Annotated in this window: 14 protein-coding genes and 1 tRNA gene; 6 read left to right on the forward strand and 9 right to left on the reverse strand. The window is 61.6% G+C overall.

Annotation, left to right across the window (positions count from 1 at the left end; all coding sequences use genetic code 11):
- Nucleotides 1-38: 38 nt before the first annotated feature.
- Nucleotides 39-1,013, forward strand: a complete 975-nt coding sequence (locus I2H38_RS14750; protein WP_196272619.1) for a DUF1624 domain-containing protein — start codon at nucleotides 39-41, stop codon at nucleotides 1,011-1,013.
- 35 nt (nucleotides 1,014-1,048) lie between these two features.
- Here I2H38_RS14750 and speB read toward each other — a convergent pair whose 3' ends face one another.
- The 3 genes from speB to I2H38_RS14765 form a co-directional block, all read right to left on the reverse strand.
- Entirely contained in the window at nucleotides 1,049-2,098 is a 1,050-nt protein-coding gene (gene speB / locus I2H38_RS14755) for an agmatinase (RefSeq protein WP_196272620.1), read from the reverse strand.
- Nucleotides 2,099-2,116: 18 nt separating this feature from the next.
- A complete protein-coding gene (gene rocD, locus I2H38_RS14760; RefSeq protein WP_196272621.1) occupies nucleotides 2,117-3,316 on the reverse strand; it encodes an ornithine--oxo-acid transaminase in 1,200 nt (399 codons plus the stop codon).
- 98 nt (nucleotides 3,317-3,414) lie between these two features.
- Entirely contained in the window at nucleotides 3,415-3,930 is a 516-nt protein-coding gene (locus I2H38_RS14765; RefSeq protein ID WP_196272622.1) for an Lrp/AsnC family transcriptional regulator, read from the reverse strand.
- Between the two features lie 304 nt (nucleotides 3,931-4,234).
- Between I2H38_RS14765 and I2H38_RS14770 the strand changes: the two genes are divergently transcribed.
- The 5 genes from I2H38_RS14770 (at nucleotide 4,235) to I2H38_RS14790 (ending at nucleotide 9,050) form a co-directional block, all read left to right on the forward strand.
- Nucleotides 4,235-4,516, forward strand: coding sequence for an acyl carrier protein (locus tag I2H38_RS14770; RefSeq protein WP_196272623.1), 282 nt, complete (start codon nucleotides 4,235-4,237; stop codon nucleotides 4,514-4,516).
- A 4-nt stretch (nucleotides 4,517-4,520) separates the two neighbouring features.
- Complete coding sequence (locus I2H38_RS14775) at nucleotides 4,521-5,579, forward strand: type III polyketide synthase (protein WP_196272624.1); 1,059 nt, start codon at nucleotides 4,521-4,523, stop codon at nucleotides 5,577-5,579.
- Between the two features lie 76 nt (nucleotides 5,580-5,655).
- Complete coding sequence (locus I2H38_RS14780) at nucleotides 5,656-7,401, forward strand: AMP-binding protein (protein ID WP_196272625.1); 1,746 nt, start codon at nucleotides 5,656-5,658, stop codon at nucleotides 7,399-7,401.
- A 54-nt stretch (nucleotides 7,402-7,455) separates the two neighbouring features.
- Entirely contained in the window at nucleotides 7,456-8,067 is a 612-nt protein-coding gene (locus I2H38_RS14785; protein ID WP_210324819.1) for a 2-dehydro-3-deoxy-6-phosphogalactonate aldolase, read from the forward strand.
- The gene (locus I2H38_RS14790) at nucleotides 8,064-9,050 is read left to right on the forward strand and encodes a ribonuclease Z (protein ID WP_196272627.1); all 987 of its coding nucleotides are present in this window, start codon (nucleotides 8,064-8,066) and stop codon (nucleotides 9,048-9,050) included. The genes I2H38_RS14785 and I2H38_RS14790 overlap by 4 nt, the downstream gene beginning before the upstream one ends.
- Before the next feature lie 9 nt (nucleotides 9,051-9,059).
- On the opposite strand, the gene I2H38_RS14795 is transcribed toward I2H38_RS14790, so the two are convergent.
- The 6 genes from I2H38_RS14795 to recJ all read right to left on the reverse strand — a co-directional run bounded on the left by I2H38_RS14795 (nucleotide 9,060) and on the right by recJ (nucleotide 14,149).
- Entirely contained in the window at nucleotides 9,060-9,800 is a 741-nt protein-coding gene (locus I2H38_RS14795) for a hypothetical protein (protein ID WP_196272628.1), read from the reverse strand.
- 329 nt (nucleotides 9,801-10,129) lie between these two features.
- Nucleotides 10,130-10,513, reverse strand: a complete 384-nt coding sequence (locus tag I2H38_RS14800; protein ID WP_196272629.1) for a cupredoxin domain-containing protein — start codon at nucleotides 10,511-10,513, stop codon at nucleotides 10,130-10,132.
- 30 nt (nucleotides 10,514-10,543) lie between these two features.
- The gene (locus I2H38_RS14805) at nucleotides 10,544-11,509 is read right to left on the reverse strand and encodes a metallophosphoesterase family protein (RefSeq protein WP_196272630.1); all 966 of its coding nucleotides are present in this window, start codon (nucleotides 11,507-11,509) and stop codon (nucleotides 10,544-10,546) included.
- Nucleotides 11,510-11,846: 337 nt separating this feature from the next.
- The gene (locus tag I2H38_RS14810; RefSeq protein WP_196272631.1) at nucleotides 11,847-12,077 is read right to left on the reverse strand and encodes a DUF6894 family protein; all 231 of its coding nucleotides are present in this window, start codon (nucleotides 12,075-12,077) and stop codon (nucleotides 11,847-11,849) included.
- A gap of 111 nt (nucleotides 12,078-12,188) precedes the next feature.
- A tRNA-Glu gene (locus I2H38_RS14815) sits at nucleotides 12,189-12,263 on the reverse strand.
- Nucleotides 12,264-12,337: 74 nt separating this feature from the next.
- Nucleotides 12,338-14,149, reverse strand: a complete 1,812-nt coding sequence (gene recJ / locus I2H38_RS14820) for a single-stranded-DNA-specific exonuclease RecJ (protein WP_196272632.1) — start codon at nucleotides 14,147-14,149, stop codon at nucleotides 12,338-12,340.
- Nucleotides 14,150-14,160: the final 11 nt, after the last annotated feature.

Raw genomic sequence — 14,160 nt, forward strand, 5'->3', positions numbered from 1 at the left:
TAACGCCCTCCCCCTTGTCATGCACGGGACGAACGCCGGTGAAAGCAGATTCCCTTCAGGCTCAGGCCACCGCCTCCCAACGCTGGGACGCCATCGATGTGGCCCGCGGCCTCGCGATCTGCGCCATGATCACCTACCATTTCAGTTGGGACCTGAGCTTCCTCAACCTGATCGGGACGAATATCGTCCAGATCCCTGCCTGGCGCTGGTTCGCGCGCATCATCGCGGGGTCGTTTCTGTTTCTGGCCGGCGTCGGGCTGGTCCTGGCCCACGCCCAAGGCCTGCGGCGGAAACCGTTCCTGCGGCGACTTGCGAAAGTCGGCGGCGCGGCTCTCCTCATCACGCTGGTGACGTTCTTCGCCTTTCCCGAGAGCTACATCTTTTTCGGCATTTTACATTGCATCGCCGTGTCGAGCGTTCTCGCTCTGCCGTTCTTGCGGCTGCATCCTGCCCTCACTCTAGCGGTTTCCGTATTCTGCCTCGCCGCGCCTTCGATCCTGACAAGCCCCGTCCTCGATCAGCCCTGGCTCGATTGGCTCGGCCTGGGATCGTCCGCCCCCGTGACGAACGATTATGTTCCGATCTTTCCCTGGTTCGGATTGGTGCTCTTGGGAGTCGCCCTCGCCAAGGCGCTGCTGCCGCGCCGCGAGACGATGGCGCTCGCTCGATGGCGCGGCGGGAGCACCCTTTCACGATCCCTGATCTGGGCCGGCCGCAAGAGCCTGCCGATCTATCTGCTGCACCAGATCGTGCTGCTGGCCCTGCTCTACGGTGTCCTGCAAATCACCGGCCCGAGCCCCATGGCCGAGGCCCGGCCTTTCATCGCTGAATGCGAAGCAAGCTGCGCGGACCAGAACGGGCAGCCCGGGCTCTGCCGCGCCACCTGTTCCTGCATCGTCCAGACGCTTCGCGAAAGCGACGTATGGAAGCGGGTCCTCAGAAACGAGGTCAGCTCCGAAGACGAGACGCAGATCTCAAGAACGGCGCAGCAATGCCTGCGCAAAGCTCCATAGAGCATGATCAGAACAAGCGGAAACATGATCAAGCTCTAGGAACCAACCACGTTCAGGCGGCCTTCGCCGGCCGCCCCCTCGCGCTCCGAGCGCGCCTCCGCCAGAAGGCAAAGAAGCTCGAAGGCGATGGACGCGCCCACGAGCGCGGTTCCGCCGGATTGATCGAGCGGCGGGGAGACTTCCACCATGTCCGCGCCGATCAGGTTCAGGCGCCGGAAGCCGCGCACGAGTTGAAGGGCCTCGCGGCTCGTGAACCCGCCGATTTCCGGCGTGCCGGTCCCCGGCGCGAAGGCGGGATCGATGGAATCGATGTCGAAGGTGAAATAGGTCCGCCCCGTGCCGACGACGCGGCGCGCTTCGGCGATGGCATAGGGAATGCCTTTTTCCGCGACCTCTTCCATGTCGATGATGCGGATGCCCTGATCGAGCGCCCAGTCACGCTCGTCGGTGGAATACATCGTGCCACGGATTCCGATCTGCACCATGCGCTTGGGATCGAGCACGCCATCCTCGATGGCGCGGCGGAACGGCGTGCCGTGGGTCAGCTTCTGCCCGCCGAAATAGGTATCCCCCGTGTCGCTGTGGGCATCCACATGGATCAGGCCGAGCGGCTGTTCCGCGCCGAGGGCGCGCAGGATCGGATAGGAGATGATGTGATCGCCGCCGACGGAGAGAGGGGTGACGCCACCCTTGTGCAGATAGGCCACCTCGGCCTCGATCCGGCGCAAGGTGTCCTGCACGTCGATCGGGTTGACCGCCACATCGCCCACATCCGCGCAGGCGCACAATTCATAGGGCGCCACCAGCGTCCCGTAATTGACGAGGCGCATCAGTGAGGACGCCTCGCGCACCTGGCGCGGGCCAAGGCGCGTGCCGGGCCGGTTCGTCGTCGCTCCGTCGAACGGAATGCCGAGAAGCGCGATGTCGATCTCGCCCGGAGCCTGCGTCGGTGCAATGTGCGGCAAACGCATGAAGGTCGAAATGCCGGCAAAGCGCGGCACCACCATGCCCGACAGCGGTTGATAGGCCTCCAGGCGCTCCCGGCGGCTGCGGTGATCAGTCTTCTGCTTCAGGTTCTGAGCCATGATGTCCCGGTCCTTAACTTAGTGAATGGCGCGGGCGAAAACCCGCTCGATGCGTTCCATGCCCCAGTCGATTTCATCGCGGGTGATCGTGAGCGGCGGCGCAAAGCGCAGGACCGTGCCGTGTGTGTCTTTCGACAACACGCCGTCCGCAAGCAACGCGTCGCACACCGCCCGAGCGGAGACGACGTTGGTATCGACTTCCACGCCGATCCAGAGACCACGGCCGCGCACCTCCTTGACGATGTTGCTCCGCATGGAGCGCAGGCGCTCCATGAGATAACCGCCCATTTCGGCGCTGCGCTCGACGAGTTGCTCCTCTTCGATCACCGCGAGCGCTTCCAATCCGATCCGCGCGGCAAGAGCGTTGCCGCCGAAGGTGGAGCCGTGGGAACCGGGATCGAAGACCTTCATCAAGTCGCGTGTGCCGACGAAGGCCGAAACGGGATAGACGCCACCGCCGAGGGCCTTGCCGAGGATGAGACCGTCGGGGCGAATGTTCTCATGCTGGTGGGCGAACCAGCGCCCTGTCCGGCCAAGTCCCGATTGAACTTCATCGAGGATGAGAAGAACGTTGTGCCGGTCGCAAAGGGCCCGAAGCTCCCTCAAGTACCCGTCGGGCGGGACCACGATGCCCGCTTCGCCCTGAATGGGCTCGATCAGAACCGCGCAGGTGTTCTCGGTGATCGCATCCGCGACCGCTTGCGCGTCGCCGAACGGGACGAGCTTGAAGCCGCCCGCGAACGGACCGAAACCGTCCCGATAGGATTCATCCGAGGAGAAACCCACGATCGTGGTGGTTCGGCCGTGGAAATTGTTTTCCGCAACAATGATTTCCGCGCGATTATTCGGAATGTTCTTGAGGCGGTAGCCCCAACGCCGAGCGGCCTTGATCGCCGTCTCGACCGCCTCCGCGCCGGTGTTCATAGGCAACGCCATGTCGAGGCCGGTCACGCGCACCAGACGATCCAGAAAGGGACCGAGCACCTCGGTATGGTAAGCGCGGCTCGTGACGGCGAGGGTCGATGCCTGCTCCATCATGGCCTTGAGAATGCGCGGATGCCCGTGACCGAGGCTGACGGCCGAATAGGCGCTCATCATATCGAGATAGCGCCGCCCTTCGATGTCTTTCGCCCACACCCCTTTTGCCTCCCGCAGCACGACGGGCAAGGGGTCGTAGTTCGCAGCGGTGACCGATTTTTCGAGCGCGATGTGATCCATGGGTGCCTCCATGGACAAGGTTAAACGCACCCCGTTCCCGATGAGGCTGAAATCCTAGATCATCACAGCCAATTCTGTCGTGGGAGCCTTTGCGGTGGTCAATCCCCGCTGTCCAGGACCGGGTAGCCCTCGAAGGCCTTGAGGGTCTTCAGAACGAAGGTCGTATGAATGCGGCCAATGCCGAAGCTGGGATCGGCGAGGAACGCCTCGGTCATGGTTTCATAGGCGGCGAGCGTCGGCGCAACGATCCGGGCGATATAGTCATATTCACCGTTGACGACCTGCAACTCGACCACGGACGGATGAGCGCAGAACGCCCGCTCCAGCCGTTGCCGTGCGCTGACGGAGGGATCGCGCATGCTGATCCCGGCGAGCGCGATGATGTCGTGCCCCAGGGCCGCAGGCTCCACCAAAGCCGTATAGCCGCGGATGATGCCTTTCTGCTCCAGGCGCTTCACGCGCTCCAGGCAGGGACGCGGCGACAGCCCCACACGTTCGGACAAGGCCTGATAGGTGATGCGACCACTCTGCCGAAGGGCCTCGAGGATTGCGAGGTCGATCCGGTCGAGGGTGCCTTTTGCGCTACGGCCGAGCGGCTTGGTGGGCGGCTTCATGATGTCTCTCGAAACATATTGCGCTCTCCGCGATCGACGCCATCGCCGCGCGGTCGAGCGCGTCTCTATCGTACCATCACCAAGCGGCGCAATTCCATGTTGCCATCAACCACCAATCAGGATGCCAGCAAAGTAATTATCGACGGTTGTTTTTAGGAATATTTGGACCGATGTGTTTGTTGTTATATTATAGCGATATGGCAATGTTGGATTGTAATATTTTTTCAACTCAAAAGATATAGCGTTTCAATCTAACCTAGCGTAATTGATGTATAACGTTACGTAAAACAGCTAGGGGGCAACCATGACTTCGAGTGCGCAGTCTCACGTCCTGACGCAGGTCACCGACCTGTGCAGAACCATCCTCGATAAGGGGGCCCCGAATATTGAGCCGGGAATGTCGCTCACGCGAGATCTCGGCTTCGACTCGATGCAGTTGATGCAGTTCTTCGCCGGGATCGAGACCCACTACCCCGCCATCGTGCTGGAGGATTGGTTTATCGCTCACTACGCCGGGGCGCGGGACACGGTCGGCAGCGTTGCCGACTACGTCGCGAGCGCCCTGCATCAAGTGGCCGCGGAGTAGAACCATGCTCGGCAACAACTCTGCTCTTCCAACCTTCGTCGGCCTTTCTTCGGCGGTTCCCAGGCAAGCCTTCGACCAGGAAACGCTTTGGGACAACGTGTTCGACCAGTGGTACGCGGAAATTCCGGATGCCCGCGACATCGGAACCCTCACGCGAGTGCGCAAACGGCACATGGCCTGGAACCCGGCGCTCGACGTCGGACATAAAACCCGTGGCATCGGCGAGCGCATGAAAGCCTTTGCCGGAATCGTCGAGGAGGTCGCAGGCGAAGCCGTCGAAGACCTTCTGGACGCGACCAGATCGAAGGATATCGGCAGCATCGTGATGGCGAGCAGCTCGGGCTATTACGGCCCGACACCGGACTATTTCCTCGCCAAGCGGTTCGGCTTCAAACCCAATGTCCGCCGCACCTTCATCGGCCATATGGGGTGTTTTGCCGCCTTCAATGTCATCAAGACGGCCATCGATTCCGTCGTGACGCGCCCGGATGAATACACCATCGGTGTCTGCGCCGAATTCAGCAGCCTGCATTTCCGGCCCGAAGCGAGCCGCGAACAGGCAATCGTCCACAATCTGTTCGGGGATGCGGTCGGCGCGTTCACGATGGCCATGCGGGAGCCGGGCCACGGCCCCCAAATCCTCGCCACGCACACGCACCAGTCCTACGAGACGTCGGACATGATGACCTTGTCCATTCTGGACGACGGCATCCGGATGACGCTCTCTCCCTATGTGCCCTTCGTCATCGCCAGCCTCATCAATGAGTTCGTCGAGGACCTGTGCGCAGCGGCATCCGTCGATCCGGCCAAGATCAAACACTGGGCGATCCATCCCGGCGGCCCGAAGATCGTCGATCTCGTCGCGCAGAAGCTTAACATTTCGGACCGCCAACTCGAAGCGACGTGGCATGTCCTGAGCGAGTACGGCAACTGCGCATCCGCCACCGTGCTCCTCGTGCTCGATCACCTCATCAAGCACGACAGGCCACAGGCGGGCGAACTCGGCATCATGCTGGCCTTCGGCCCAGGGCTGACCCTGGAAGGCGCCCTGCTTCGTTTCTAGAGCCTTTTTTCCGCAAACGTGGACACCGGTTTTGCGAAAGCAAAACGTCTAGACCGCCCATCCGCGAGACATCACCATGTACAAGACCCATTCCTGCTCTCTGGGGCAGCAGTCGCTCGCCATCGATCTGTCGAACATGGCCGGCGTGCCCCTCTCCGGCGAGGAGAGAAGCGTCGTCGAGGTCCTCCGCATTCGGGCCTTGGCCGCGCCGGACAAGACGGCCTTCTTCGTCGTCGAGTCGAACACGACCATCGCTGAGATCTCGAACCGCGCACTTCTGGAAGAAGCGACGGCTCTTGCCGGGCGACTGGCGGCGCAGGGATTGCGGCGCGGCGACTTCGTGCTCCTGGCCATCGAAACCTCAGCCGCGCTTCTCACGGCCCTCTTCGGCTGCCTCATTGGCTCCTTCGTTCCCTGCGTGGTGGAAGCGCCGCCCGCGAGCGCCGATGCGACCGATTGGGCCGAGCGGCTGGCGCAAAGGGCACGCTATGCCAACGCCAAGCTGGTCCTGGTTCGGGAGGATTGCTGCGACGTCCTCACAGCCGCGGGCTGCCCCGCCATCAGCATCGAGGCGCTGCCCGAGGCGCGAGCCGTGGCAAGCGGCGAAATCTCGGAAACCGATCCCGCTTTCCTGCAATTCACCTCCGGCACAACCTCGCAGCCGAAGGCGCTTCTGGTCGATCAGCGCACCTTGCTGAGCAACGTGCGCGGCCTTGCGCAAGCGCGGCAATGGACGCACGAGGATGTGATCGTAAGCTGGCTGCCGCTCTATCACGACATGGGACTTGTCGGCTTGACGATGACGGGCTTTGCAACCGGCATGACCGTCGTGCTGATGCCGTCCAATCTCTTCACAATGAATCCCGTCCGTTGGCTCTGGGCCATTCACACCTTCGGCGGAACCGTCTCTTCAGCCCCGAACTTCGCCTATCAGTTCGTCGCGTCGCACGCGCCGGAACACCGCACGCGCGGGCTCGATCTTTCCCGGTGGCGCTGCGCCATCAACGCGGCCGAGTTCATCCAGAAGCGGACGATCGACCTGTTCACGACCCGCTTCGAGCCGCACGGCTTCAAGCGAGAGTTCTTCGTCTCCGCCTACGGTCTCGCGGAATGCACAGTCGCCGCATCGACCACCCGTCCCTCGGACATGCTGGAATTCGACATGATCTCACGACGCCGCCTCATCACTGAGGGCGTTGCCTCTGCGGTCGATGCGTCCGATGCCGATGCCTTGCCGATCGCCTGCGTCGGACCGGTCCTGCCGGGGCACGATGCGCGGATCGTCGACAACGACGGCAAGACCCTTCCCGATCGCATTCAGGGACAGATCCTGCTGTGGGGTCCGAGCGTCGTCGGCCGCTACTACAAGGAGGCCACGCCCAGCAACGTTCACGACGGCTGGTTGGAGACCGGCGATCTCGGCTATATCGACGAAGGCCAACTCTACATCACCGGCCGTATCAAGGATCTCATCATCCGCGCGGGCGCGAATATCTCCCCTTATGAGATCGAGCAGGTCGTCGGCGAAGTTCAGGGCGTTCGCTCCGGTGCGGTCGGAGCGATCGGGCTTCCCGATCCGAGCAAGGGCACGGAGAACCTCATCGTGGTCTTCGAGACCACCCAGAAGACGTCGGACGTGGTCGAGGCCATGCGTCAGGCCATCCGCGAGCGGCTGACCCAAAGGCTCAGCATCGCCGTGGACCACGTCTTCGAGGTCGCTCCTCACACCCTGCAGAAGACCACGAGCGGCAAGCTCCAGCGCGTAAAGCTTGTGCAACTGGCGCAGGAAAGGTTGAAAGGATCGCGCACCTCCGCCAAGTAAGGATCCGTGAAACAAGTTTGAGAGCCGGAGGTTGATGCGGTGCTAAAGGATTTCTTGGCCGATCTTCCTCTGATCGCGATCCTGCGGGGTTTGACCCCGGACAATGCCGAAGCGGTTGGCAATGCTCTCGTGGAGTCGGGATTTCGCGTCATCGAAGTCCCGCTCAATTCCCCCGATCCGTTTCGCAGCATTGAAATCCTGGCCCGGTCCCTGCCGAAGAATGTGCTCGTCGGTGCCGGCACGGTCCTGAGACTGGAGGACGTGAGCGGCGTTCATGATGTGGGTGGAAAACTCATCGTCATGCCCCATGCCGACCTCGAGGTCATCCGTACCGCGAAAGAGGCTCGCCTCATCTGCACCCCCGGCGTTGCAACGCCAACCGAAGCCTTCGCTGCGCTGAAGGCGGGCGCCGACGGGATCAAGATCTTCCCCGCAGAGGGCATTCCGCCGGTCATTGTGAAGGCGTGGCGCGCGGTGCTGCCGAAGGATGCGATCGTGCTCCCCGTCGGCGGCATCAAGCCTGAGACCATGAAATCCTACGTCGAGGCGGGCGCGAATGGATTCGGGCTCGGCTCGGCGCTGTTCACGCCGGGCATGTCGGTCGAGGACATCCGCAGGAACGCGAAGGCTTTCGAGCAAGCCTGGCGGGCGTTGCGGGCGGGATGAGCTGGCTGATCCAGCCGAGGCTGATCAACGGCCCGTTTGACGATCCGGGGCTCTACATTGACTTTCGTTACGGCCACCGCGCCTTTCTTTTCGATCTTGGCGATCTTGCTCCCCTGTCCTCGCGGGAGTTGATGCGCGTCAGCCACGTTTTCGTTTCCCACACGCATATCGATCATTTTGCCGGATTCGACCGGCTCCTGAGAATTTGTCTTCATCGACCGGGCCCGCTTCACCTTGTCGGGCCGCCCGGTTTCATCGACAGGGTCGAGCACAAGCTTCAGGGCTTCACCTGGAATCTCGTCAACGAAACCTCGGTCGATTTTCAGCTCCATGTGAGCGAATTCCACGAGCCTCTTATCGCTCGCGCCGCGCATTTCGCTGCCCGTCAAGCCTTTCGGCGACAGGAAGTGCCCTGCCCTGACCTGCCTGTGGGCGTCGTCCTCGCAGAGAACGACTTTCATGTCGAAGCGGTCGCGCTCGATCACGGCATTCCGTCGCTTGCTTTCGGCTTGCGCGAAACCACCCGCGTGAACGTCCGCCGCGACGCCTTGAAGGGGCTCCGCCTGCCGACTGGGCCCTGGCTCAACGATGCCAAGGCGATGGTCCGCGCAGGGATAGAAGCGGGAGAGCTCGACATTCCCGAACTCGGCAAAGTGCCTCTGAGCGCGATCAAGGATCGGCTTTTCTTCGTCGGCCCCGGCCAGTCGCTGGCGTATGTGACGGACACGGCCATCAGCCCGGAAAACGAGCGTAAGATCCTGTCTCTGGCGCGCGACGTCGATCACCTTTTCATCGAGGCCGTCTTTCCGGAACGGGACAGGGCGCTTGCACTGGAAGCGCACCATTTGACTGCGTCAGAGGCCGGACGGCTTGCCCACGCCGCCCATGTCAGGCGCATGACGGTGTTTCACCATTCCACGCGCTATCTCGCCGAGGGCGATGCCCTTCGCGCGGAAGCCATCCGGGCATTCCGACCTGTCTGAAGCGAGGCCTCACGCGCGCCTGCGAAAGTCGGCGATAAGCGTGCCGTCGTTACCGAACGGCGGAAAGGTCACGAAGCTCGGCATCGGAACGGTCGAGGCCTGGTTCACGAGCGTCTCGTATTCATCGAGCGGGATCGTGACCGTCGAGAACCGCGGCAGAACCACCCGTGCGAGCCCATGCGTCGCAGCGATAGCGACCGTCAACAGCAGCCCATAAGCAACCAGGATCGGCAGAGCCGGCGAGAAATTCAGTTGCGGGAGTGAGCCGAGGACAAGCGGAACATACCAGGATGTCGCCGAGATCGCTCCCGATGCAAACAGCACGGACCGTTGTCGCGGAAGCAGCCCATCGAATAGGGCATTGCCGATGCGGCTGCGAACGAAGGGCAGAACGGTGCGGTGAATAAACATGCCATTCAGCGTCAGAACACCCACAATCGCGATCTTCGCCCACACCTTTTCATTCGTCAGCTTGATCGGATCGAAAAGCGCGTAGTGAATAAGAAAACCAAGGCCTGTCAGCCACAGAATGGTCAGGCCGATGGTGACGACCTTCGAGGAAAACTCGATCACATGGCAATATTCGTTCGTGACTTTGTTCTTGATGAGAAATCGAACGATGATCAGGTCGAGCAACGTCGCGGCCCCAAGACCAAGAACGAGACCAACGAGATGAAATGTCGTCAAAGTTGACTTGTATGTAGCGACGGGATCAGCTGAAAGCTTTTCGATCAGCGCTGCGAGATCCATGTTCTTTCCCCCACTTGGTATTGAAGCGTGGCCTTAGTATTTCATGATTAAAAACGGCCAAAACGTGGTATCGCGAGCAAAAATGCCTCTCTTAAATAATGTTATGATTTTTTTCTCGCCAAGAATGAAATAGAATTTTGAATATTGTCCGCACAGATCGAGTTATGTGCTAATTTTTATGGCGCATAATACTTTATTATACGCGCCAGATTGAAACCAATTTCAATCTGGCGGCAAACTCAGCGGCTTTCTAATGCCGTCCGATGAAAGCGACGGATGCATTGGTGCGTCATCTTCGTCCGATGCGCGCCCTCCGGTCTTCCACCTCGTCAGGGCTTCGTGTCGCCTGCCTTGACGATGATTTTGCCCACCATTCGTGGATGAAGCGAGCAAAAGTAGGTGTATTCCCCCGGCGTCGTAAAGGTGAAGCTGAACCGGTCGTCGGTATCCAGCGCCTTCGACCGGAAGGAGCGGTCCTCGGCGGTGACGGTGTGCGGAATATCGTCCGTGTTGGTCCAGGTGACCGTCGTTCCAGGTGAAACGGTGAGGGTTTGAGGGGCGAAGGTGAAATTCGCGATCTTCACCTCACCCGAGGAATCGGCCGCTTGAACAACGAGATCATCGGCGAACACCGTCCCGACGGCCAACAACGGCGCGAGGAGACAAGCCAAGCGCTCTAATCTGTGAAATCGGCCAACCAACAATTTCGCCATGATTGCCTCCGGTTGCTGCTGGTCACACTGCTATCCCATCAGCGGCGCGTCGAGGATGGCGAGGTTTTTTTTGCCGGGAACGTAATTAACCGTCGCCACACCAAGCCATTTGCGCAATTCGCCGGCAGGAACCTGCATTGGCCCCGGCGCAGGAGCCGTGCCCGGCGCTGGTTGCGGGAAGGCTGTCGAACGCGCGGTATGGAAGGCGACGTTGCCTTCGACCTTCTGCATGATCTGGTGAATGTGCCCGTTCAGCACCGTCACCGAGCCGAAGCGCTTCAGATACGACAGCGCCCGTGCGCCGTCATCGGTGCCCCAGCCCCATTCGGGATACACACTCCAGAGCGGAATATGGGCGAAAACGACGATCGGCGTGCTCGCTGAAAGCCCTCGCACATCGCCCTCGAGCCACTTGAGCTGATCCTCACCGAGGTTCCCGAGGCCTCCCGCCTTGAGATCGACCACATTCACCAACCCGATGAAATGGACTCCGTCCTGATCGAAGCTATACCAGCCGGCTCCCTTGGAGCCTTTGCCGTAACGCTCGCGGTAAAGCTTGCCCGCCCCTTCATCGAGAACATCGTGCTCGCCCGGGACATAGAAGACCGGCAGACCGACCTCCTTGATAAGCTGATCCGCGTCGTCGAACTCCTTCTCTCGGGAGAGATGGCTGATGTCGCCGGTATGGACCATGAAGGACGGCTTTCCGGGAAGCGTCTTGAGCTTCGCCACCGCCTCGCGAAGGGTCGCAAGAGCATCGGTGTTGGGAGGTCTGTCGAACCCGATGTGACTGTCGCTGATCTGCAGGAACGTCAGCGGGCTGCTTTTGACTGCGCTTGCCGCCTGCGCGCTCGAAAGCCCGAGCGAACGTGGAAGACCGTCGTTCACCATCCAGAGAACACCAGTGCCCGCCCAGGTCATGCATTCCAGAAAACCGCGCCGGCTGATGCCATCATCGTCTTCCGACGGTAGATTGTCGTGATCGGGGGTTTTCATCGAGACCTCCATGCCACGTTGTCGACGCATCGAACGGCCGGCTCTGGCGATGTCGTGAACAGAGCGGCAAATCCCGCGCGAACTGCAAAGGGCGCGAACCCAGCTTGAGAGTGCGATGCGTCTTTCAGGATAACGCGCGGCGTCGGCAATGGCTCCGAACCGACGCTGTTGTGTGGCACGGATGCAGGGGGACGCATCACCTCTCGTTCGAGACGATAACGCTCAAACGATCTCGATATGGCGCGTCCTCATAGCCTGTGCGAGAACGCCACGCTCGACGCCGGCGAGAGCGTGATGTCAGGCTTCGCCAGTGTTCGCTGTCAGGATCAGAATCAGCTTAGCGGCGTCCGCCACGGCCTCCGCGGAAGAACGGCACAGTCAGGAGCCGCCGTCCCGTTTCGTCGGTGATTTCCAGCTCGATATTTCCGGCATCGGCCAGCTCCTCACGAAGCTCCTCGACCGTCGCCAACGCCTCGGCGCGCGCGGCCTCGAAGTCCGGCAGCTCGACGCCCTCATCGTCCTCATCGAGATCGTGTCCGTCGCGGATATTGAAGAAGTAACGGGGCATGAGCATCCAGCGTTAGAATGAAGAATATCAGGAACGCACGCATTCGAACGACAGAGTCAAACTAGCTCCGTCGCGTCAATAAAACACTTGAATTTTTACGGTGAGATGAAGTGGCGCGGCCTAGGGGAATCGAACCCCTCTTCCCAGCGTGAAAGGCTGGTGTCCTAACCGATAGACGAAGGCCGCGTAATCGGGGCAGTGCCGCCGAAGTGGGCGGACATATAGATGGGTTCTCAGAAGACGGCAAGCCGTTAGATGCGTTATTCCGGCTTCGCGACATCCATAATTCGCAACCCCACTTTTTCGCCTCCGCCCCAGCGGTCGATCGACAGGGTTCCGGCCACGTGCAGCGGGCTGCCGATGGCCCCGGAAAGCGCGTTTCCGAGAGGCTGCCCGGCCGCACGGAAAGCGATTCCGCCAATGAATGAGCCGTCGCCCCCGCGCAGTTTCACGCGAACATGCCCCCCGCTGCCAACTTCCCGCGCTTCGACGATTCGGTGATGGGGAAACACGAAAACGGGTTCCGGCTGCCCTGAGCCGAACGGCCCTGCCCGGTCCAGCACCGTGACGATTCCCGGCTGCGCGCCACCTGCGGTCATGGCCGCGTCGATGGAGAAATGATCATTGATTCGCGCGCTGCTCACAGGCTCCGCGAGCTTGGTCGTCACAAAAGCGAGGAATCGATCCACTTCCGCCGCGTTGATGGTGATGCCGGCTGCCATGGTGTGCCCGCCGCCCTTGATTGCGAGGCCCGAATCGACCGCGGCCCGAACGACCGAACCGAGATCGACACCAGGCACGGATCGGCCGGAGCCCGTCGCCGTGCCGTCTTGATTCACGGTGAAAGCGAAGGCCGGGCGGCGGAATCGCTCCTTCGTCCGGGCCGCGATCAGGCCCACGACGCCTGGATGCCATTCCGTCGAGGCCGTGACCACGACGGGGAGTTCCGGCGCACGTTCGAGCGCGAGAAGCGCCTGAGCCTCGGCCTCGGCCACGGCCTCGACCTCGATGGCCTGACGCTCGCGATTCAGTTGATCGAGTTCGGCGGCCAGCTTCCCGGCCTGAATGGAATCCTCCGTCAGGAGAAGTTTCGAGCCCAAAGCCGCATCGCCGATGCGTCCACCCGCGTTGATGCGCGGACCGACGAGATAGCCGAGGTGCCAGCTCTCGGGCGCCCCCGCCAAGCCGGCGGTGTCGAGCAGCGCCGCCAGACCGATGCGGCGGCGGCTACGCATGATCGTGAGCCCCTGCCGCACGAAGGCGCGGTTCAGCCCGATCAGCGGCACCACGTCCGCCACGGTCGCAAGCGCCACGAGATCGAGGCTTCCCATGAGGTCCGGCTCAGGCCGGCTGTTGAAGAACCCGCGCGCACGCAATGCGCGGTTGAGAGCGACCAGGGTCAGAAAGACCACGCCCGCCGCGCAGAGATGGCCGAGCCCTGACAGATCGTCCTGCCGGTTCGGATTGACGATAGCGACAGCCTCTGGAAGCTGCTCGGGAGCCTGGTGGTGATCGAGCACCACGGGATCGAGACCAAGATGCTTCGCTTCGGCCAAGGGCGCGATGCTGGCGGTGCCGCAATCGACCGTCACGAGCAGTTGGGCGCCCTGCTCTTTCAGGCCGCGAATCGCATCGACATTAGGGCCATAGCCTTCGGTGATCCGATCAGGAATGTGAATGAGATATGGCACGCCGCAGGCGCGCAAATATTCCGCGAGCAAAGCGGCGCTGCAGGCCCCGTCCACATCGTAGTCGCCGAAGATCGAGACCTTCTCGCTGCGAAGAACAGCGTCGGCGAGACGGTCTACAGCTCTTTCCATGTCCGTCAGGACATTCGGGTCCGGCATCAGGTCGCGCAGGCGCGGATTGAGGAAGCGTTCCGCATCATGGATCCCGACCCCGCGTCCCGCGAGGACGCGTGCCAGAACATCCGGCAGGCCATGGGTCTGGGCGATCGCCACGGCGAGAGTGCTTTGCGCCGCGTCGCATCGCTCGACCCAGGTGCGGCCGAGGACGGATTCGGTGACGTTAAGGAAGGGGCGAAACAAGGGAAGAGGAGCTGATTCGGTCACGCTTGAGAGGT

Origin of the sequence: Microvirga alba (genome assembly GCF_015694465.1) — a bacterium.
Taxonomy (GTDB): Bacteria; Pseudomonadota; Alphaproteobacteria; order Rhizobiales; family Beijerinckiaceae; genus Microvirga; species Microvirga alba.